Below are 22,245 nucleotides of genomic sequence, written 5' to 3' on the forward strand. Positions count from 1 at the left end.
TGAAAAATCATGCTTAAGATCGCATAGTCATTCATTTTTGACAACCAGATATGAACAGGAGAGTATTTATAAGCCAGATGCCTTTTCTATTTGCCATACCTCAAATTGCAGGGGCAGCATTCGGAGATTTAAGTGCCGATGAATTTGCACATAAGCTAAGTCCGGTAGGGCGGGCACTGGAAATGGAGGGCTGGTATGTTTGGTGCAACAGTCCGATTCAAGCACCTGATGGTAAGATTCATGTGTTTTTTTCGCGCTGGCCTGCTGCGAAAGGAATGGGTGGCTGGATCAATTGTTCGGAAATTGCACATGCAGTGGCTGAAAGTCCGGAGCAACCTTTTGTTTTTCTGGAGACTGTCCTGGCGCCGCGAGGTCCGGGCCATTGGGATGCAACTACCTGTCATAATCCGCACATTAAATTTGTAGATGGTAAATACTGTCTTTTTTATATGGGCAATTCAAATGGTAAAACCGATACCAAACGGATTGGTCTGGCCACGGCCGATTCATTGGATGGCCCCTGGACACGGCCTGAGCATCCTTTACTGGAAGCTGGCCCTGCAGGTGCGTGGGATGACCATTGTACGACCAATCCTGCATTTTTGAAACATCCCAATGGGCAATACTGGTTGTATTATAAGTCCTGGAATAGCAACGATTATTACAATTCTCCGGATCCTTTAATTCGTGGAAACCGAAAATACGGATTGGCGATTGCAGATCGCCTGGAAGGACCTTATAAAAGATATTCAGCGAACCCGGTTATCGATTATTCTACCAAAGGTGGTAACAAGCAATTTGAGGATGCCTTTGTGTGGTATGCAGACCGGGAGTTTAAAATGCTTGCCCGTGATATGGGTGTGTTTAATCATGATGTAGGTTTGTACATCACTTCGAAAGATGGCATTACATGGAGGGAGCCTAAAATTGCTTACCAGAAATTATCTGCTTATGTTACCGAGCCACCTGCTCCGGCCTGGTTAAAACGTTATGGACGGTTGGAACGCCCACAATTGTTATTTATTAAAGATAAGCCTGCGTATTTATTTGGAACCGCACAGGGTGGGAAATACATGACGGCTTCTTCCTTCATTTTTAAGATAGATTAATAACCGATACTTTTTAAATATACACGTATGAAACGAACGATTCAAGCTGCCGGTATGGCGGTAATTTTTGGGATGATGCTATTGAGCAGTTGTGCAATAAAGAAGAAGGGAATGGCCTGGACCTCATCGGCACAGCCGTTGCGGGAAATGGAAATATTGAGGACAAAGATTAAAGCGCCAAAGTTTGCAGACAAAGATTTTCTGATTACAGATTTTGGGGCGGTAGGAGATGGTAAAACTAAAAATACAGCTGCTTTTAAAAAGGCAATTGAGACGTGTAACCAACAAGGCGGCGGCAGGGTTGTTGTACCACTGGGTACTTTTTTAACTGGTGCGATTCATTTGAAAAGCAATGTGAACCTGCATTTGGTAGACAGTGCTAAAATTTTGTTTAGTCAGGATGCAAACGATTATTTGCCGATGGTATTTACCCGTTGGGAAGGAATGGAATGCATGAACTATTCTCCATTTATTTATGCTTACGGGCAGGAGAATATTGCCATTACCGGTAATGGCATTCTGGATGGAAATTCTGATTACGACAATTGGTGGTACTGGTGCGGGGCTAAGAAATTTGGCTGGAAGGAAGGCTTGGGCCGTCAAAATCCTGCAAGAGATTCCCTACATACTTTGAATCATCAGAAAACAGACCCTAAAACCAGGATATTCGGGCCGGGGTACTTCCTCAGACCAAATTTTGTGCAACCTTATAACTGTAAAAATGTGTTGATCTCTGGTATCAAGATGATCAATTCTCCGATGTGGAATATCAATCCTGTACTTTGTGAGAATGTAACGGTTGACCGTGTGAAAGTGATTACCCATGGCCCAAATAATGATGGCTGTGATCCGGAATCCTGTAGAAATGTATTGATTAGCAATTGTTATTTTGATACGGGTGATGATTGCATTGCCATTAAATCTGGTCGTGATGAAGACGGACGCAGAATTGGCCGTCCGGCAGAGAACCACATCATTGAAAACTGTGAAATGCGGGACGGGCATGGTGGTGTTGTGATCGGCAGCGAAATATCTGGTGGTGCAAGGAACATTTACGCCATCAACTGTACGATGGATAGTAAAGACCTGGATCGCGTATTGCGTATTAAAACAAGCTCAAGCAGGGGTGGTACGACAGAAAATGTATTTATGAAAGACATTAAAGTGGGTACCTATGGTGAGGCTTTGGTTAAATGCAATATGTTTTACGAAAAAGCTGGTAATTTCATCCCAACCATACGTAACATCTGGGTAGAGAACGTTACTGTTGAAAAGGGTGGTAAATATGCCTTGATGGTCAATGCTTATAAAGAATCTCCGGTAGCAAACCTAAGGATGATCAATTGTGACATCAAAGGTGTAAAAACAGCCCTGAATGTAGATTATGTCAAGGGGTTGGTGTTCGAAAACGTAAAAGTAAACGGACAGATTTTATCTGTTCCAGATAGCTTAAAATAATTATTCCGGTTGGTGAACCTTCAGCTAAAATTGACATTTAACATATTTTAACATTATATTACGCCCTTGTAGTTGTGAAAAAAAGATGCTTTGTCTAATTTTCGCAACTATTAAAATTTGATTTTAAATGGAAGAAGTAAATCACATGACTGAACAATCATCGTATGGCGTTGATATCCGTGCGTTGAACGAGAAAATACAACAGGAAAGTACATTTATTGATCTCTTGTTTATGGAGATGGATAAGGTGATTGTTGGGCAGCGATACATGGTAGAGCGTTTGATGATCGGCTTATTGGCTGATGGGCACATTTTGCTGGAAGGTGTACCCGGTTTGGCAAAAACACTGGCCATCAATACGCTTTCTAAGACGATTGATGCAGGTTTCAGCAGGATTCAGTTTACACCTGACCTGTTACCTGCCGATTTATTGGGAACCATGATTTATAACCAGAAGAAAGAGGAATTCATCGTTCGGAAAGGACCATTGTTTTCTAACTTTATCCTGGCTGATGAGATTAACCGTGCGCCTGCAAAAGTACAGAGTGCGTTATTGGAAGCGATGCAGGAGCGTCAGGTAACCATTGGCGACAACACCTTTGATCTTCCTAAACCATTTTTGGTTTTGGCAACGCAAAATCCGATAGAACAAGAGGGAACTTACCCGCTTCCGGAAGCCCAGGTAGACCGTTTCATGTTGAAAGTAGTGATCGGTTATCCTAAAAAAGAGGATGAGAAAAAAATTATGCGGGCAAATATAGCGCCGCAGGGTATGCCTAAGCCGAACACCATTTTGCATCCGGATGATATTTTGAGGGCCAGAAAAGTGGTGAAAGAAGTATATATGGATGAGAAGATTGAGCAATACATCATTGACATTGTTTTCGCTACCCGTTTCCCTGATCAATATAAACTGGCTGATTATAAAAACCTGATCAGCTTTGGTGCTTCACCGAGGGCGAGTATCAATCTGGCCTTAGCTTCCAAGGCCTATGCTTTCATTAAGCGGAGGGGTTACGTTATTCCTGAAGACGTGCGTGCCGTTTGCCATGACGTACTGAGACATCGGATTGGCTTGACTTACGAAGCGGAGGCAGAAGATATTACAACTGAAACCATCATCACCGGGATCTTAAACGCGATAGAAGTTCCTTAGTTATGGATACTAAAGATCTCTTAAAAAAAGTAAGAAAGATTGAAATTAAGACCCGTGGGTTGAGCAATCAGATCTTTTCAGGAGAGTACCAATCGGCCTTTAAGGGTCGTGGTATGGCCTTTAGCGAGGTTCGGGAATATCAAATGGGAGATGAAATACGTACCATTGACTGGAACGTAACTGCACGTTTTAACCATCCGTATGTCAAAGTGTTTGACGAGGAGCGTGAAATGACGGTGATGTTGTTGGTTGATGTTAGCGGCTCGAAGAATTTTGGTACGCAGTTGCAGCAAAAGCAGGAACTGGCGACTGAGCTTTGTGCTGTACTTGCTTTTTCGGCGATTCAGAATAACGATAAAGTAGGGGTGTTGTTTTTTAGCGACCAGGTAGAGAAGTTCATCCCACCAAAAAAAGGACGCAGTCACATTCTGATGATTATCCGGGAGCTAATTAATTTTAAACCGGCACATACCGGAACCAATATTGCCGAAGCTTTACGGTATTTTACCAGTGCGATTAAGAAACGCTGCACGGCATTTCTGATCTCAGATTTTATGAGCAGTACTTTTGAAAATGAGCTCAAAATTGCCAACAGAAAGCATGATCTGATCGCATTGCGTTTATTTGACGTTCATGAAGAGGAATTTCCGGATTTAGGAATTGTACCGATGCAGGATCAGGAAACCGGAGAACTGGAATGGGTAAATACAGGTGATCCGCAAGTTCGCCATGCTTTTAAAGTTGCTGCATTGGAGCGTAACGGTAGGTTAACGGACCTTTTTAAAAGATCTGGTGTGGATTTTACCCGGATTGGGACGCATCAATCGTATGTTAAACCCTTGATGACATTGTTTAAAAAAAGAGAAGCCAGAAGATAGCATGATGAAACGTAGTTTTAAGTTTAGCTGGTGTCTGATGATCGGCCTGATTGGTTTGGCAAATCAGGGCATGGCGCAGGATGTTAAAGTGGCGGCCAAATTGGATCACACATCTATTCCTTTGGGCGATCAGACGAACCTCCGGCTGAGTGTTCATTTACCAACAAAAGCGGACGTTGTTTTTCCGGTACTTGGAGATACCATTTCTGCTAAAGTACAAATTGTGCAGGCTGGGAAAACAGATACGTTGGCTGATCCACAAAACCCAGCATTCCGAACCATTAGTCAAAGTTATGTGCTGACATCTTTTGAAGCCGGGTTACACATGGTACCTGCCTTCACTTTTAAAAGTGGGGGACAATCTTTCAGTACGAATGCACTTCCCCTGGAAATTACCGCTGTAAAAATAGATACCACCAAATCCATTTATGACATTAAAGAGCCCCTGGCTGTTTCTTATTCCTGGATGGACTGGTTACGTGACCATTGGCCATGGGTGCTCATTCCCTTAATTGTTGTTGCTGCATTGATCGCTTTATGGTATTACCTGAGCAAAAGACGTCAGCAAAAACCAGTAGTTGAAGCTCCAAAACCGATCATTCCGGCACATGTGCAGGCACTGGATAAGTTGAAAGCTTTGAAAGACCGTAAATTGTGGCAGCAGAATGCAGTTAAAGCTTACCACAGTGAATTGAGTGATATCATTCGAGAGTATCTGGAAAACAGGTATCAGGTGAATGCGATGGAACAGACCTCAGATGAGATTTTATCCGGGCTAAGGCATCTGGAAATTTCAGATCAGAGCCGCAACAGTTTACGTCAAATTCTGATTCTGGCCGATTTGGTAAAATTCGCGAAAGCAGAGCCGCTGCATACTGATAATGAGCAAAGTATGGATCATGCCATCAGCTTTATTACCCAAACGAAAGAAAATAATCCATTACCCGAAAATAAAGTGCAAAAGAACAACAATGAAACTGCTTAGTGGAATCGAATTTGCCAATCCAGGGTTTTTCTGGTTACTGATCATCATCCCCCTGGTTATTGCCTGGTACGTCTGGAAAAATAAGCAGATGCAGGGAAACCTGCGCATGTCTGCCATCAAAGGGTTTTTGCCCAATAAGAAGAGTAAATATACGCGGTTAAGACATTATGGGATTGTGTTAACTGTATTGACATTTATCTTTCTGATCATTGCGCTGGCAAGGCCACAGACTGCCTTTAGTTGGCAAAATTCAACAACCGAGGGGATTGATATTGTGATTGCCACGGATATTTCGGGAAGCATGTTGTCGGAGGATTTAAAGCCAAACCGTTTAGAGGCGGGTAAAAATATCGCTATTGATTTCATTAAAGACCGTCCGGATGACCGGATTGGTTTGGTGGTGTTTAGCGGGGAGAGTTTTACACAATGCCCATTGACTATTGACCATGATGTATTGATTAATTTGTTTAAAGGAATCAGTAACGGGATGATTGAGGATGGTACGGCGATTGGTATGGGTCTGGCTACGGCCGTAAACCGGCTGAAAGATAGTGAGGCGAAAAGCAAAGTGGTGATATTGCTGACCGATGGATCGAATACTACTGGTTCTATTCCCCCAGCTACGGCGGCCGAGATTGCCAAAAAAATGAATGTCAGGGTGTATACAGTTGGGATTGGTACCAAAGGTTTTGCGCCTTATCCGGTAAAAACGCCATTTGGAATTCAATATCAACAAGTACCGGTTACCATCGACGAATCTACCTTAAGCAATATTGCCACCATTACCGGTGGTAAATATTTTAGGGCAACCAATAACGAAAAGTTAAAACAGATTTATCAGCAAATTGATAAAATGGAAAAAGCTAAGATTGCGGTTACGCAGTACCATAAAAAAACAGAAGCCTTTTTACCTTTTGCACTGGTCGCATTGCTGCTGTTGTTGATTCAATTTTTATTAAAGAACACCCTGTTTAAAGGAGCATTAACTTAGATTATGTTACGTTTTGCACATATAGAATTTTTATGGGCCCTGGCAGGCATTCCAATCTTGATTTTTATCTTTTTTAGGGTAAGATACTGGAAGAAAAAGGCACTGCTTCGACTTGGGAATCCGGAAACGGTTAGAAAGATGATGCCAGAGGTTAGTTTTTCAAGACCAGGGATTAAGTTTAGCTGTTTTGTAGTGGCTTATGCCTTTCTGGTTATTGGTATTGCAGATCCGCAGATCGGGACTAAAATTGAAGAAGGTAAAAGAAATGGATCTGATCTGATGATCCTGCTGGATGTTTCCAACAGTATGCTGGCGGGTGACTTATCGCCCAATCGTCTGGAAAATGCCAAACGTGCCCTCTCTCAATTGATTGAAAACTCGCATAACGACAGGATTGGAATTATCATTTTTGCCGGAGAGGCCTATGTACAATTGCCCATTACTACAGATCACTCGGCCGCTAAACTTTTTCTGAACAACATTACTACAGACATTGTACCTACACAAGGTACGGCCATTGGTGCTGCGATTGATATGGGAATGAAATCTTTTAGCCTGGTAGACGGTACCAGTAAGGCCATGATTTTAATGACCGACGGGGAGAACCATGAGGACGATGCGGTAGGTGCTGCAAAAAGCGCCAGAGATAAAGGCGTAACCATTCATGTCATTGGACTGGGCTCTGAAGCAGGTGCACCTGTTCCGATTTATCAGCATGGAAAACCAATAGGTTTTCATACCGATGAAGCTGGTAAAACTGTGGTGAGTAAGTTGAATGAGCAAATGTGTAAAGAAATTGCTGTCGCCGGTAACGGGTCTTATGTGCGGGCGAGCAATGCAAACAGCGGACTGAACATTGTGATGGACCAGATCAATAACATGCAGAAAAAATCTTACGACAGTAAGATGTTTAAGAATTATGAAGACCGTTTTCAGTTTTTCCTGATTGCAGCCCTGATTTTATTACTGGCCGAGTTTTTCATCTCCGGAAAGAAGAATTTGAAATTAAGCGAGGTGAATTTGTTTGAAGTAAAATAACCATGAAGCGATTAATCATTATCATCAGCCTGTTGACCCCTGCCACATTACTTTTCGGGCAAAAGGAGAAAAGGTATATACACCAGGGCAATAAACTTTACGAGCAACAGAAATATGCCGAAGCCGAAGCAAGCTATAAAAAATCAGTGGCGCAGGCAAAAACTTCTGAGCCTGGTAATTTTAACCTGGGTGATGCCCTTTACAAGCAAAAAAAGTTTGATTTAAGCGCCCAGAAATTTACAGAAATAGCAGGATCTGCAAAAGATAAATCGGTAAAAGCACAGGCTTATCATAATCTTGGAAATTCTTTATTTCAGTCTAAAAAGCTGGAGGAAAGCATTGATGCCTATAAAAAAGCATTGCTGAATAATCCTAAGGATGATCAGACCCGATATAACCTGGCCTATGCCCAGGAAAAGCTGAAACAACAGCAGCAACAGGATCAGAAGGACAAGAATAAAGATAAAAACAAGAAAGATCAGGATAAAAAGGATCAGAATAAAGACCAGGACAAAAAAGATCAGGATAAGAAGGACCAGGACAAGAAGGATCAAAACAAAGATCAGAAGAATCAGGATAAGAAAGACCAGGATAAAAATAAGCAGGATCAAAAAGATCAACAGCAGGGGCAGCAGCCGAATCAGTTGTCGAAAGCCGATGCAGAAAGGATGTTGGAAGCTTTGAACCAGCAGGAAAAAAATACTCAGGACAAGTTGAAGAACAAAAAAGCTACTGGGGTAAAGGGACGCATTGTTAAAGATTGGTAAAGGTAAAATGAACATCAAACACTATATACTCTCGATATTGTTGCTATGGACAACCGCACTGTCTGCACAGGATATTAAGTTTACGGCATCGGTTAGCAAGAACCAGGTGGGTACCGGAGAAGCATTTGAGATCAGTTTTTCGGTAAACGGTAACATTGAAAAGTTTAGTCCACCGCAGTTTAATGGCTTCCAGGTTTATTCAGGACCTAATCAATCGTCGAGTATGACCTCTATCAATGGCAATACGACCATGAGTTTGTCGTTGAGCTACGATTTATTGGCCGTTAAGGAAGGTGAGTATACGATCGGTCCGGCCACGGTTGTGGTCAATGGTAAACAGATCCGTTCCAATTCGGTAAAGGTTAAAGTGGTTAAGGGGCAGGCGGTTACTCAACAACACAATCAGGGTGGTGGTAACAACCAGCAGCAGGTTCAGGACAGGCAACCAGAGGGAAAACCTGCTGACATTTCCAAGCGCCTCTTTATACGTGCCGTTCCGAATAAAACCAACCCGTTCCAGGGAGAGCAGGTTACGGTCACTTATAAGCTGTATACCAATATTGAACTGGTAGACAATGCGCTTGATAAATTGCCTGATTTTAACGGTTTCTGGAGTCAGGAGATAAAAAATAACGATCCCAATGTACGTTGGGAAACCGAGAACTATCAGGGTAGCCGATACAATGTGGCGGTATTGAAACAGATTATTCTTTTCCCGACACGTTCCGGGAAACTGGTATTGGATCCGTTGGGCATGACCTTCCTGGTTAGACAGGCCGTGCAATCAAACGATCCTTTTGATATGTTTTTTGGCTCTTATAAAGATGCGAAGTATAAAATTAAGAGTGCAGTAGTACCGATACAGGTAAAGCCATTGCCAGAAGCGGGTAAACCTGCAGATTTTGGTGGTGCTGTTGGAAATTTCACGCTGAAGGCCAGTCTGGATAAACCTGCGGTGAAGGCGAATGAGGCGATCAATTATTCTCTGAAGATTTCGGGTTCTGGAAACCTGAATCTGATGAATGCGCCTGCGGTGAATTTTCCGGCCGATGTGGAAAAGTACGATCCTAAAATCACCGATAAAATTACGGAGAGTTTGAGTGGGCTGTCTGGAAGCCGGCAATATGATTACTTATTGATACCCAGACACGAAGGGAATTTTACGATTAGCGGAGTCAATTTCTCTTATTTTAATCCTGCAACACAGCGTTATGTAACATTAACTGCTGAGCCATTTGCTGTAAAAGTTGCCAAAGGCGATCCAGGTTCAAATGTTACAGCTTTTACTTCAGGTAATCAGCAGGATGTTAAATTGCTTTCTAAAGACATTCAATACATCAGAACCTCAGATTCGGGACTGATCAAATCGGATTCCGAATTTCATGGCTCAATCGGCTATTACTTCTTGCTGTTAATCGGACCGATTGCTTTCGCTGCCGCCATGGTATGGCGTAACCGTAACCGCGAAAATAACAAAGACCAGGTTAAAGTAAGGGAAAGAAATGCCAATAAGATGGCATCCAAGCATTTGGCCAATGCCCGGAATCAATTGTCGGGTGGAAATGAGAAAGCATTTTACGAAGCTATTTATAAAGGACTTTATGGCTATTTGAGCCATAAATTTAACATCGATGCTGCCGATTTAAGTCTGGAGAATATTAAAGAGCGATTGGAGGAGTCGGGTGTTGGCGAAGCCCGGATTGCACAGTTAACGGAAACCTTGAACCTTTGTGAAATGGCGCGTTATGCACCTGTTTCAGGTATATCACAACAAGAAGTATTTGATAAAGCTAAAAACATCATCAATGACATCGAAAATGCTTAACCGTATGAAATACAATCTGTTTACCTTCATCCTGCTTTTTGCATTGCCATTGTTTACGCAGGCGAATAAGCCGCAAGACCTGTTGAAGCAGGGAAATGAATTTTATGCCAAAGGAAAATATAAAGAAGCTGCAGATCAGTACCAAAAAGTACTGGATGCAGGTTACCAGTCTGCCACACTTTATTTTAACCTGGGGAATGCCTGCTACAAGCTTGAAGAGATACCTCAGGCCATATTGAATTATGAAAAAGCTTTAAAAATGTCGCCGGGGGATGTAGATGCCAAGTTGAATCTGCAGCTGGCTAATTTAAAAATTACGGATAAGATAGATCGGGTACCTGAGTTTTTTTTAACGGAGTGGTGGCGCAGTGTTGTGTTTTTATTTTCGAAACAGACGCTGGCAATCAGTACTGTCATTTTGGGTTTGATTGGCTTTGCACTATTGATCGCTTACCTGTTCCTGATTCCGGTATTACCAAAGAAGGGCGCTTTCTTTTCGGGTTTGGTACTGCTATTTGCAGGTCTGGTTACTTTTATACTTGCCGCGGTACAATCTCATTACCTGACTACGCAACAGCAGGCAATTGTCATGAATGCTTCTGTAGATGCCAAGGGAAGTCCGAATGCAGGTTCAAAAACGCTGTTTGTCATTCATTCGGGTTTAAAAGTAAACATCAGACAAAGTGAGGAAGATTGGATCAAGGTGGAATTGCCTAATGGAAACCTGGGTTGGATCAGGCAGTCGGATGTTTCCGGGATTTAGGTCCTAAGGGATAAAATCATTGAATATATAGCCAAATGTGCGTAGTTAACTCTGGGTAATATTTTGTTATTTGGATATTGTAAATCCAGGTCACATATGATTCCAAAGCGTACTACATTTCGTTATATTTTCAGTGTTTTATTTGGTTTGCTAATCGGATCTTTTCAGGTGGGAAATGCACTGAAAGCCCAGCAACCTGGAAGTACCCACCAGGAGTTGTTGAAATCTGAAGATTACATCGGTCGTTATGGCAATTTGAGTAATACTTTGTACCGCATCAAAAAAGAACGAAATATCAATGTCGTTTTTTATGGAGGTTCCATTACACATAATCCGGGTTGGCGTGATCAGGTGATGGACTATCTGCAAAAACAATTTCCTGAAACCAGGTTTAATTTTTTAAATGCGGGTATCCCTTCACTGGGTAGTTTACCACATGCTTTCCGGATTCATCATGATGTGTTGTCGAAGGGGAGGGCTGACCTGGTGTTCCTGGAGTCGGCGGTAAATGATAGTGGAAACGGAACACCGCCGCTTACACAAAGAAGGGCATTGGAGGGGATCATCCGGCAGTTGACTGCCCATAATCCATATACTGATATTGTGATGATGGCATTTGTAGATCCTGATAAGATTAAAGCGTACAACGCAGGGCAGGTACCTGCTGAAGTCGGCCTGCATGAAGCGCTGGCAAAGAAATTTATGTTGCCCTTTATCAATTTGGCCAGGGAGGTCAGGGATCGGATCAATGCCGGAGAATTTACCTGGGAAAGGGATTTTAAAAATTTGCATCCTTCACCATTCGGACAAAACATTTATTTTCGAAGTATACAGCAGTTGTTGAGCCGGGCTTTTGATCAGTCCGTACCTGAAAAACTGCTTGCTCATGACCTGCCGAAAAAAACTGATCCTTTGGTGTATGCGAAGGGAACGTATCTGGACATCAGCAAGGCTGCAAACCTAAAGGGATTTGAATTGATCAGCAATTGGAAACCAACAGACAGTGCGCACGGTCGCGCGGGTTTTGTGAACATTCCTGTTTTGTCGGCCAGGGAGCCAGGAGCTTCCTTTACCCTGGATTTTACCGGTAATGCCATTGGTTTTGCTGTACTGGCCGGGCCTGATGTGGGGATTGTAAGTTATACCATTGATGGAAAGGCGTACCCAGAAATGGATTTGTATACCCCATGGAGCAAAAAATTACATTTGCCCTGGTACCTCTTATTTGCTGATGACCTTAAATTGGGGCCGCATCAATTGAAGTTGACATTAAACGGAACGCAAAATAAATCCTCAGCAGGTACGGCATGCCGGATCGCTTATTTTCTGTTAAACGATCCGGCAAACTGAGTTTAGTTGATTTGCATGCGTTTTACAAAGTCTGGATTTAACTGTTTCCTTAGATCAGCATAAGGAATATAAACCAGGATTTGACCTTGTGCATAACTGGCAACTTCATAAGGGTTATAAAGAAAGGAAAGTCCATGGCTACCCACAATGAAGTTTTTACTTGCTGCCAGATGGTCATCAAAAAGCTGGGTTGAAAGGCCTTCGCCCTCAGGTATCTGATATTGTTTCCTGAAGTTTTTTTCTATGATGCCTTGTAAAGGCAAAGAGTCTATTTTAACGATGTCGTTCAGTTTAAGCAGTTTTTGGTTCTGCACATCAAAGTTATAGATGCTGCTGCCGTAATTGCCATGTGCACCGCCGGAGTAGTCGTCAGACAGCTCATTAATGACTACATAGCCGTTTTCATTGTATTCCAGGGTTACGTTCTGTCCGTGGGAATAGTTTAACGTTGCAGAAAAAGCATCTTCTTTGGGGATTTCTGCCATATCGGCTTTATAGCCTTCGAGGTATTCTTTAGCTAATTTTTGAATGCCTGTAGTCCAGGCAATATCCGGGTTTTTAAATCCCACTATTTTTTTTAATTGCTTATCCAGCCAGACTTCCTGACTGGTTTTGCCCTTGGCACTTAGATACTGAAAGTTAATCGTCGCCATTGGGCTATTCTTTCTTTTCGGATATGCCTGGAGTGAATCCTCGTAGGCGGCCAATTCAAATGGGTAGGTTCCCTGAGGGTAGCGTTCTTCCAGATGGATGCTTTGTTTGTTTTTGCCGTCCATCCTGAATCCTTCAAATGCGCTGCCCGTCCATTTTAAATGTAATTTAGCTCCTTTTGGTGCTTTTTCAGTGTAGGATTGCAGACTTTCTTCTTTTAGCACAAGGCTATCTGTCCCGATAACTGTATCTGTTACCAAATCCAATCGTTTACCGTTAAAATCGTAATTTCCGGAAAAGGAGTTTCCGGTTCTGCTCAATTGGACGATTACATTCTGGTCGCCAATGATTCCCTGAAGTCTTTTGTAAAAAATCGAGGGAAGGTGCTCTTGTACGGTTGCAACATGCGTTGCAGTACTATCTACGCTATTTGTAGCTGTTGTTTTTTGTTTGTCTGTACCATGACAAGCGCTGAGCGCAATGGAAATACAGAAAGGGATGATGTAATTTGACTTCATAAGATTTTGATGTAGGACGAATTTAGCGAAATAAAGAACTTGTTGGCATGATTTTGGCAAAAATAACTACATGAAGAAAGATCCGGTATGACAGCAAAGAATTTTGTAATAGCAGACGATGAGATTGTCATCTATCCTAGTATGTTTACCCGATACATTTTCTATCTGCTGTTCTTTTTCTTTATCGCCTGTCTGACTGGTGGTTCTTATATTCTGGCTGAATCAGCCAATAGCAATAGCTTATCTCCAGGTTCATATTTACTTTTTTTAAATGGATTGTTCTTTCTCGTTCTTTCTTTATTTGCCTACGCAAGAATGAGGAGAAGGATTATCATTGACCGGAGTAAACAGCTCATTTTGAGAAAGTCGGTATTTGGCGTCAGATTACTTGCCCGGTTTTCGGAACTTAGCACGGTCAAGAAGAGTTATCTTGTTGCTCATGGATCTGCTCATGTGAACTACTATTATGCCATTCAGTTCAAGGATCCATCAGCTGCAAAGGAAATTATCTTAACCAATTCTTATACCAAATCTAACCATCCTAAGTTGCATGGTTTTGAAGCACAGGTACTTCCTGTTTTAAATCAATGGTTGTTGGAGCGCTGATTTCTACAGTGTTTTTGGATTATTTTGATTTGGGTTTCTGTGGATAGAGCAATCTGAAGGCATTGAATATAGCGGGATGTGTTACAGTGGCATGATCTTCTTCCGGTAAATAATCAAAATGAACTTTAATGTTTTTAGAAGGCGATTTCTGTATTTTTTCTGCCAGCAGTTTGGCGTCCTCTTCCATGATGTGTTTTTTAGTACCGTCCATAGATCCTTCTTTTCCAACACCTATGTAAATATCGGTGGGGCTAGGATAACTGGCTTGCAGTATGCTCGGGTTTTGGCTAAGCAATTTGCCGTCGTTCCACCATAAGCTTGGACTGACAATAATATATTTATTGAAAAGCTGAGGTTTTGTAAATAAAATTTCAGTTGCGAGCAGGCCAGCTAAGGACTGTCCGATAATGGTTTTTGAATGATTGGTTGAGTATTCTTTTTCAATGAAGGGTTGCAATTCTTTTTGAAGAAAATCGATGAATTTTGCAGAGCCGCCACTATTGGGTACCCATTCTTTATCTTTTTCTACATGGGTAGGACTTGTAAAATCTCTTTTTCTGTTGGTATTGGCAATTCCAACAACAATTGATTTCGGGATTCGGTTGATCCATGAAAATGTATTGTATTGAACCAGTCCTACGATGTGAATAAAATCTTCGTCTGCAGAACCATCCAATAGATAAATGACCGGATACTTATTCTCTTTTTGGTAATCATCGGGAAGATAAATGTTTAAAGTCCGTTCTTCATTGAGTATCTGAGAGTGTAATTTTATGATCTTGCCAAGTACAAAATCTGTGGTTTGTTGTTTTGTTTCGACTTGCGCATGCGCATTGAAAAAGGTAAAGGCACAGATTAAAAAAGGTATGAAATTCATTCTATTCATAGGGGCAATCAATAAGGAGATTGGCCAAAGTTAAATAGAACTGAGCATAGTTTGCAGATTTGTATGTAGAAAAGCTTCTTTAACAAATCTATTGAGCACTGCTACAGGTAGTGCGAGACTACTGGTTCTACTTAGCCTGGCAATGTTGATGCCGTAGAATTTCCCTTCCATATCAAATAAAGGTCCTCCGCAGGCAGCAGGTTTGAGTCGGGCATCATGAACCAATACCTGATTAAAACCATCCCTTCTTTCGCTTCTGCCATCTGTAAATTGATAGGCAATATGGCGTTCATTCAATCTTCGGGCTTTGAGTACCACCTGCTTTTTGTAGGCTACACCTGATCTGTTCAATTGTAGATTTAGCGTATCATTTATTCTATAATGTGCCATTTCTCTGGCGAGGTCTTCTGCTTTGACTAGTTTTTTTCCGTTGAAACTCACAATTTCATCACCTGTTTCTAGGGCAGCTATATTTGCCGGGCTTCTTGGTTGTACCATAGAAATGATGATTTTACCATCTTTTTCATTCGTAGTGATACCTATAAATGCTGGATTTGGTCCTTTTGCAATGGCGACTTGCGTATTACCCAATACACTGATCACACCCGTTTGCTGCGGCTGGGGAGAAATCAGGAATTTTCCCAATTGTGTAAGCTGGGTGGAATCAGTAGCAAAAACTGCTAAGGCTATGCCTCCTTTAAGTTTAACGTCTATTTCAAGCAAGACCAGATCGTTGTTTTCATCTCTGCTGATAACTTTTGCCGGAACCATTTTTCCGGGCTTTAATTGCACCAGTGGCGCTTCGCCAATCATAGAGCTTTTGCTCAGCAAAAAGCTTTTGTTTTTGAGCTGGTTTTCAGTACCGAGACCTTGAAGGTTTACCAAAGTTCCATTGATGGAGGTTTCGACACGTTTAATTTTGCTTTTTATCGTTAAGGTGTTCTGATTAAGCCTGGCTTCCAGTTTTTTCAAAACAGCCGACATGTCTGTCATTTCTGGTACAGGTTTTAATTCCAAAGCCTGGGGATCAGCGGCAAATTGCTCAGGAACCGGAAGTTCGGTATAACTTGAAGCTGTGGTTAAAGCCGTCCAATATTTGCGATATAGATCTACAGGGATTTCAAAATTATCATCCAGGGAGAGGTTAATTTTACTGTGCAATCCAATGACACGTCCTTTCAGGTCAAAAACCGGTCCGCCTGAATCTCCAGGCTCCATCAAACAGGTAGACCGAATAAAGCCTTCATTTGTTTTTACTTCAGCAACGTAACCGAGTCTGATTGTTGGTGTTTTTGCACCTAAACTACCGGGATAGGCAATGCTGACACAAGGCATGTTGACCAGGAGTGAGGAAGACCAACCCATTTCGGCATGAGGCCAGCTACCTGGCTCAATGATTTTTAGCATGGCCGCATCGTTTGAAGGAATCCGTCCTAAGCCTGTTGCTTTACATTTACGGCCATCCGGGAAAGTAATTTCATACAAATTATTTGGTTTCACTGCGTGGGCGGCAGATAGTATATGTCCGGCTGAATCAATCACTACGCCACTAAAAGAACCACCAACAGCTTTCTTTACGATTGAATCAAACGGCGTGATGTACACAGACGCCTGATACGCTTGCTGCACTACCTGTTGTATGTTTTTTTCAAGTGCCTCGGCGGTGAAACCGGAGTTTTGAGCCAACACCTGCAGGCTGACTTGCAAGGAGATCAAGAGAAGGAAAAGCTTTTTCATAGGAACGCTAAAGTTTTTGATGGATACTGAGCTTGGTTGATTAAAAGACCATTGAAAAATTGTTTGGTTTAAAATGCCGTTCGTAATATTTTAATTACGTGTTGCGGACACTCCTATGCTTATTCCAAATTTTGGCTGTCAGTTGTTGAATATCATAAACTTTTTAAAATGATGCGGAAGATTTAAATCCCAGATTATAGAAATTACTGTATAGCTCTGGGAGCATTATCGAGGATCATTGTTGCCAACTTATTGTTCTTAAAATACATTGTAATGAATTGCTTCTTTTCATCTATGAGTAATAAATCCTTTTCAGGGACATTTTGTCTGGTAATTTGTGCGCCTGCAGGATTCCAATAATATTTCTCAAAACCCTCCACTGTTTTTATGCTGTCTGGTTTACCGTACCGCTTAATGGCTTTTGCTTTCAAATCACCTATTTTAAATCCCATGTTTGAAGTGAAGAACTTATCATCTATTTTTTTTGCGCTCACGAAAAACTCCTTAAAATAAAGCAGACGATCTTCTTTGCTGGCTGGATAATTATTGTTGTCACTTAAATCCATATTTGAAAATACTTCACTTGGGGCATTGCCATTGTCAAAACAGGCCGTGACGATTCTTGAATTATCAGAAAACAGAACAAACATCAGGGTTTGCTTTAAACTGTCATTAGTAAACCAGGCCGTGTTTTCGGAACGTAAATGAGCGGTGGTGACAGGTCTGTTCGAAGTTGGTTTTCCAAACATTTTTTCTGTAACGGGATAGTTATCGGCGAAAAATGGTTTTACCAATTCTTCTGGACTCTTTATATCTTCATCGTTTATAGCTACATCATCATCCTTTTTTTGCTGCTGGCAAGAAAAAAATAATATGGGGAGTAATATTAATGTGATCGAAATTTTTCTCATAATGGATGTTATTAATAAGGGCTGAAAAATGATTTATCTTTTATCAGAAGTTATAACACAAATATTATGCAATTCTGCTTAAATCTGTAGATTTGGTTCTGTAAAAATGAAAATCGATAGTAAATATAACGGAATTGTCTTAGCAGTATTTGTGCTTTTGATAATTGTTGTGGTCGTAGTGGTACGAGGTGCAAAGACTAACTATTACACGATTATTATGGACGCGCAGATAAGAGGTAAAAATGACGACCATTTTAAAGATTGTTATTTAAAATGGAATGGAAATAACTACCTCATAACTGATTATTACAGGTATAAGAATGACGACTTAATTGAATACAAATCAGCAACATCGTCTGGGTTTGCAGTTTTTAATCTTACTGACAGCAATTCTTTTTACAACGGAAGCCGCGATCGCTATAAAAAACTTTGGTATAAGCAAAAAAGCGATAACTTCGAATTGGACAACGAAAAATTTAAAATAGATTATATCAACAAGGATACTGTAGTTTCCAACATAGATGGTACTTTTATAAAAGTAGTGATACAAAAGTTTGTTGACTAGAGAACAGAATAGTCGGATTAACCTGGGCGCTTTTCTGCTACTGATTAGCCTAATTCCTTTTACGCTAACTTGATTTTAAACAAGAAAATTGGATTTGTGTTTTTGTTAAACTCCATTTTGGTTATGGCTTTTGCTATACTCCAGGGATTGCGCGCTGCTTCTTCCATCTGATTTATGAAAAAAAAGGGGAATCTTAAGTGATTCCCCTCTGGGTGGAGCCGAAGGGGGTACAGTCAAAAATTTGTTGCCAATTTTAACATATTTTGAAAGTCTAAATTTATAGAGTTAATTATTTGGTTATTAATAGTTTAGTCTTTTTTGGTTTTAACTTTGATAACATTCGTTGATGCTTTTAATTATATAGTGTTTTTAAGTTTTTCAAAAATGAAAGTTTGAGAGTAAACGAAAGTCAGAACTTTTTAAGCTATTGTTTTGAGGATTGTCGAACACCTTATTTATAATTGGAAGTGAAAATCAATTTGTCATCTAAAATTGTATGTTGAGATCTCCTCACGTAAGTAATTATTGCTGAATCAGTAGTCCTCTTAATTATTAGGAATCACCAGTACTTCATCCTGGTTGGCACTTGGAACATTGATGGCTAAAGATAGAGCAAATGGCTATTTATGGATAAGAAGCTTACTGGCTCTGAGGGCAGGACTTTCCGGAGGCTGGAAGGGGGCTATGCAATTGATGCGCACCAGGTTTATTACGGTAAAGAGATGATCACTGGTGCTGTTGCCAGTCATTTTGAAATTGTGAACGAAAAATCGGGCATATCCAGGGATGGAACTTATTATTATAAACGCGCTACTAAACTACCTGTAAAAGATTATCAGACTTTTATCCATCTTAAGGGAGAGTTTTGGAAGGACAGGTATCAGGTTTACTCCGTTTCTAATCCCATTGATCCGGGCCACCTTTTCATCAGGTAAATAGGAAATAATGCTAAAAAGTTAATAGATGTTAAAGTTTCCGGTGATATCACCAACTTTGATAGATTTGGTGATATTCAATTCTAAGAACCTATTTATGCGTTATCAGAAATTAATCCTCGTTTGCTTATTATTCAATTTAATTTCATGCCACCAAAGAAGTTCAAAAGGCTCGCAACCCGTTATACAAGGGATTTGGAAAAAGCATGGATATGGGCAAATTGTTCGTATAAATAAAACAGACATTGAATTTTATGATGTCACAAAAAAAAGCTGCCTTCCAGTAAAGACCATTAGTTTAAAAAACATTAAAGAGTTTGGAGACATTGTTGGTTTAACTGCAGCCACATTACTCATCCATAGCGGAATCAACTTTTATTCATTTACTCGTTTAAAAGAACTTCCAAAGTCTTGTAAGATACAGAGTGATTTAGCACTTAAGGATCCTATATATAATTTTAATGTCTTCTGGCATACTTTCAATGAGAATTATGCATTTTTTCAGAAAAGGAACATAGATTGGGATCAGATTTACAAGGATTACAGACCTAAAATAAACAGGAAAATGAGTGATAGAGATCTGTACCTGCTATTAAATGAAATTATCACTAAATTCAAGGATGGTCACATAACGCTCGACGCACCCGAAGACATTGTAAAAGAAGCCGCATTACCAACACAAAAGATTAGTGACGGAAGTTCTATCACTAAAATTCCAGATGTAAGCCCATTGAAGCTCCGAACAGCGCTATTGAACAGATACTTGAAAAGACCGACCTTTTCGGGTAGAGATTTTTACGGAAACGGACTATTGAACTGGGGAATAACGAAGGAAAATGTGGGTTATATATAGGTAAATTGGATGCTGTTTTTTCATGATTACAAAATAGCGGATTCGGTAAGGGGGATGATTATCCTGCGGAATACTTTCAGAAAGCTGGAAACAATCCAAGACACATGAGCGAGGAAGTTGAACATGCACGGAAAATTATGGATAGGGCAATCACAGACTTAAAAGATGTTGATGGAATCATACTGGACATCAGGTTTAATGGAGGAGGATATGATGGATTCGCTCTCGAAATTTTAAGTCATTTCATCAATAAGAAAACAATGGCTTTTAGCAAAAGAACCTGGCTCGGAAAAACTTTTTCTGCTGCTACACCTACATATATGAGTCCTTCAGGCCAAAGATTTCTTGGCCCAGTTATGTTGCTGACAAGTCGTAGTACTGCCAGCGCCGCGGAGATTCTGGCAATGGCATCTATGGGGCTAAAGAATTTTGATAGAATAGGATCGTCGACCGAGGGGATATTTTCTGACAGGCTTGAAAAAAAACTACCGAACGGGTGGAGATTTAGTTTATCAAACGAAGTTTACATGAAAACTTCGAGAATTATGGCATTCCCCACACATTAAAATGGCTTATCCACCAGAGGCAAATAAATTTCGTTATTTAATTCTACAAAATATGCGTGTGGGTGATCCGGCTATAGACACTGCAATTTCTTTGATAACTATAAAGAAATGAGGTCATCTTAAAGCTTTTCTCTCCTCCTTCACATGTGACCATTGACTTATTTAACACTTCAACCTAGGTAATGGTGTCGAAACTGATATTTATCCACTTAGCTTAATTACGACTGCAGCTTCCCGGCTATCTCTAGATTCCTTGATGTTACTTGCAGGAAAGGTGATAGGGCGATGGTTAGAGAAATTGAAAATGATAAAGCTCCAAAATAGATTATTTGGAGCTTTATATTAAGTTTTTAAGACTTTTTTAACCTTTGTTTTTCTAAGATCTTTGCGGATCAAGTATGCTAATATCTCCAGCAGCTATGGCAGCCGGTATCAGATCAAGTATTCTTGGGCGCTTGTGTTCCACTTTCCAATCTTTCAGGATCGCAACACAGTTTTCAAGCTGTTTTTTGTTACCAAGATAGTAGGGGGCTGTTCGATCTCCAAAATATATGGTGCTATTTGTATGTTCAATTGTTTTTGACGGGTCGGCTGAAGAAACTACGCCCGTCTTGCTTCTAATCCATAATGGGCAGAACTCGCGATTGAAAAGTACTTGACTGCCATCTTCGCAGTCCCACATGCCATAGGGAAGGTAAAGTCTTAGCGGTTTGAAATGGCTAAGATCTATTGGGTCTTTAACCAATGTAACCTCATGTCTGCCGGCTGAAAATGTGCCGCCATCACCATATCCTTCGACGATTTTACTTTGCAAGCTGTGGCTAAATACCATCATCAGTTTTTTGCTACCTTTCATTCTGACGAAAGTCCCTGGAACCAATTTTGTTTTTTTCTGTTTGTAAAGGGGGATTTTGATGCTAGTTGGCCAGTTACATAGAGCTTTGAGTGCCAAGTCAAAGCGTGCCAAGAGCTTATTTATTGGTGAGCAGTGATGATAGCAACGTTCAATAATTGATTTTACTTTCCTGAGTTGCCTTTTCAGTTTTTCCTGTTCACGTCCCGAGGGGACTGGGCTTGTAACGACAAAGCGGCCGCCCATGTAGATCTTATTGAATTGTTGATTGGGCAGTTCCTGTTCATTGTATTCATAACCCAGCCATTCGTCTAATTTTAGGATGATGTCATTAACCGGTCTGTTTGCTCTTTTGTGATATGCTGTGACGCTGAGAATATGTTGTAGCAGCGCACCTATTTCAGTGTGATCTGCTACTGGCATGCTGGCATTGGGCCGCTCACCGATGACTGCTCCTGTAAATAGATCCTGGGATTTTAGTACTGGAATTTTCGGTGCCGAGGGGCGTGTGTTGACGGATTTTGATCGTACATTTTGAGGTGTGTTTGTCAAGTAGTCCTTCCACGATTGATATCCTGCCTGAACTGCTACTTGGTTCAATGCTATGTGGTGTGGTATCCCGAGATCCTTTTTAAGTTTCTTGGCTTGTGTCTTTAGTGTACTGGCAGTTATGCCTGTTGAGTGTTGATTCATCTATCCTCCAAACTCCCGTAAGAAAAAACGTCATTCGCCTGCCGCATTTCGAAACGAGAATAAGAGTTTCGATAATCGTTTAGTTATTTGAGCGGTGCCTTGTGAGCTTTGCTATGACGAATGGAAAGCTCCCGCTTGAAGCATTCATCAA

At 40.9% G+C, this 22,245-nt stretch carries 21 protein-coding genes; 16 read left to right on the forward strand and 5 right to left on the reverse strand.

Annotation, left to right across the window (positions count from 1 at the left end):
* The first annotated feature begins 50 nt into the window (after positions 1-50).
* The 11 genes from IM797_RS19205 to IM797_RS19255 all read left to right on the forward strand — a co-directional run bounded on the left by IM797_RS19205 (position 51) and on the right by IM797_RS19255 (position 12,320).
* Positions 51-1,109 (forward strand): glycoside hydrolase family protein, encoded by a 1,059-nt coding sequence (locus IM797_RS19205; RefSeq protein ID WP_194128798.1) that lies wholly within the window; start codon positions 51-53, stop codon positions 1,107-1,109.
* A gap of 27 nt (positions 1,110-1,136) precedes the next feature.
* Positions 1,137-2,567, forward strand: a complete 1,431-nt coding sequence (locus IM797_RS19210) for a glycoside hydrolase family 28 protein (RefSeq protein ID WP_194128799.1) — start codon at positions 1,137-1,139, stop codon at positions 2,565-2,567.
* 127 nt (positions 2,568-2,694) lie between these two features.
* Positions 2,695-3,723 (forward strand): MoxR family ATPase, encoded by a 1,029-nt coding sequence (locus tag IM797_RS19215; protein WP_194128800.1) that lies wholly within the window; start codon positions 2,695-2,697, stop codon positions 3,721-3,723.
* A gap of 2 nt (positions 3,724-3,725) precedes the next feature.
* Positions 3,726-4,601 carry a DUF58 domain-containing protein gene (locus tag IM797_RS19220; RefSeq protein WP_194128801.1) on the forward strand — a complete coding sequence of 292 codons (876 nt, stop codon included), beginning with the start codon at positions 3,726-3,728 and terminating at the stop codon, positions 4,599-4,601.
* A 1-nt stretch (position 4,602) separates the two neighbouring features.
* Positions 4,603-5,586, forward strand: coding sequence for a hypothetical protein (locus IM797_RS19225; RefSeq protein ID WP_228098960.1), 984 nt, complete (start codon positions 4,603-4,605; stop codon positions 5,584-5,586).
* Positions 5,573-6,577: a VWA domain-containing protein gene (locus IM797_RS19230; protein WP_228098961.1), complete on the forward strand. Its 1,005-nt coding sequence runs from the start codon at positions 5,573-5,575 to the stop codon at positions 6,575-6,577. The genes IM797_RS19225 and IM797_RS19230 overlap by 14 nt, the downstream gene beginning before the upstream one ends.
* A 3-nt stretch (positions 6,578-6,580) precedes the next feature.
* Positions 6,581-7,615, forward strand: coding sequence for a VWA domain-containing protein (locus tag IM797_RS19235; protein WP_194128802.1), 1,035 nt, complete (start codon positions 6,581-6,583; stop codon positions 7,613-7,615).
* Positions 7,616-7,617: 2 nt separating this feature from the next.
* Positions 7,618-8,382 (forward strand): tetratricopeptide repeat protein, encoded by a 765-nt coding sequence (locus IM797_RS19240; RefSeq protein ID WP_194128803.1) that lies wholly within the window; start codon positions 7,618-7,620, stop codon positions 8,380-8,382.
* A gap of 7 nt (positions 8,383-8,389) precedes the next feature.
* A complete protein-coding gene (locus tag IM797_RS19245) occupies positions 8,390-10,207 on the forward strand; it encodes a BatD family protein (RefSeq protein WP_194128804.1) in 1,818 nt (605 codons plus the stop codon).
* A 4-nt stretch (positions 10,208-10,211) separates the two neighbouring features.
* A complete protein-coding gene (locus tag IM797_RS19250; protein WP_228098962.1) occupies positions 10,212-10,970 on the forward strand; it encodes a tetratricopeptide repeat protein in 759 nt (252 codons plus the stop codon).
* A 96-nt stretch (positions 10,971-11,066) separates the two neighbouring features.
* Positions 11,067-12,320, forward strand: a complete 1,254-nt coding sequence (locus IM797_RS19255; RefSeq protein ID WP_194128805.1) for an SGNH/GDSL hydrolase family protein — start codon at positions 11,067-11,069, stop codon at positions 12,318-12,320.
* A gap of 2 nt (positions 12,321-12,322) precedes the next feature.
* Here the strand turns inward: IM797_RS19255 and IM797_RS19260 are convergent, their stop codons facing one another.
* Positions 12,323-13,489, reverse strand: coding sequence for a DUF3298 and DUF4163 domain-containing protein (locus IM797_RS19260; protein ID WP_194128806.1), 1,167 nt, complete (start codon positions 13,487-13,489; stop codon positions 12,323-12,325).
* A gap of 87 nt (positions 13,490-13,576) precedes the next feature.
* On the opposite strand from IM797_RS19260, the gene IM797_RS19265 reads away from it, so the two are divergent.
* Entirely contained in the window at positions 13,577-14,095 is a 519-nt protein-coding gene (locus IM797_RS19265) for a hypothetical protein (protein ID WP_194128807.1), read from the forward strand.
* Between the two features lie 19 nt (positions 14,096-14,114).
* On the opposite strand, the gene IM797_RS19270 is transcribed toward IM797_RS19265, so the two are convergent.
* From IM797_RS19270 to IM797_RS19280, 3 genes are all read right to left on the reverse strand, one after another.
* On the reverse strand, positions 14,115-14,981 hold the full coding sequence (locus tag IM797_RS19270; RefSeq protein ID WP_194128808.1) for an alpha/beta hydrolase: 867 nt from the start codon (positions 14,979-14,981) through the stop codon (positions 14,115-14,117).
* 30 nt (positions 14,982-15,011) lie between these two features.
* Positions 15,012-16,718 (reverse strand): trypsin-like peptidase domain-containing protein, encoded by a 1,707-nt coding sequence (locus IM797_RS19275; protein WP_194128809.1) that lies wholly within the window; start codon positions 16,716-16,718, stop codon positions 15,012-15,014.
* Positions 16,719-16,921: 203 nt separating this feature from the next.
* Positions 16,922-17,629, reverse strand: coding sequence for a hypothetical protein (locus IM797_RS19280; RefSeq protein WP_194128810.1), 708 nt, complete (start codon positions 17,627-17,629; stop codon positions 16,922-16,924).
* Between the two features lie 106 nt (positions 17,630-17,735).
* On the opposite strand from IM797_RS19280, the gene IM797_RS19285 reads away from it, so the two are divergent.
* The 4 genes from IM797_RS19285 (at position 17,736) to IM797_RS19300 (ending at position 20,548) form a co-directional block, all read left to right on the forward strand.
* Positions 17,736-18,194, forward strand: coding sequence for a hypothetical protein (locus IM797_RS19285; RefSeq protein WP_194128811.1), 459 nt, complete (start codon positions 17,736-17,738; stop codon positions 18,192-18,194).
* A 626-nt stretch (positions 18,195-18,820) separates the two neighbouring features.
* On the forward strand, positions 18,821-19,129 hold the full coding sequence (locus IM797_RS19290) for a DKNYY domain-containing protein (RefSeq protein WP_194128812.1): 309 nt from the start codon (positions 18,821-18,823) through the stop codon (positions 19,127-19,129).
* 28 nt (positions 19,130-19,157) lie between these two features.
* Positions 19,158-19,982, forward strand: a complete 825-nt coding sequence (locus tag IM797_RS19295) for a hypothetical protein (protein WP_194128813.1) — start codon at positions 19,158-19,160, stop codon at positions 19,980-19,982.
* Between the two features lie 104 nt (positions 19,983-20,086).
* Positions 20,087-20,548, forward strand: coding sequence for a S41 family peptidase (locus IM797_RS19300; RefSeq protein ID WP_194128814.1), 462 nt, complete (start codon positions 20,087-20,089; stop codon positions 20,546-20,548).
* Between the two features lie 376 nt (positions 20,549-20,924).
* Here the strand turns inward: IM797_RS19300 and IM797_RS19305 are convergent, their stop codons facing one another.
* Positions 20,925-22,094, reverse strand: coding sequence for a DUF5623 domain-containing protein (locus IM797_RS19305; protein WP_194128815.1), 1,170 nt, complete (start codon positions 22,092-22,094; stop codon positions 20,925-20,927).
* Positions 22,095-22,245 lie beyond the last annotated feature (151 nt).

It is taken from the genome of Pedobacter sp. MC2016-24 (assembly GCF_015223055.1).
In the GTDB taxonomy this organism is placed as follows: Bacteria; Bacteroidota; Bacteroidia; order Sphingobacteriales; family Sphingobacteriaceae; genus Pedobacter.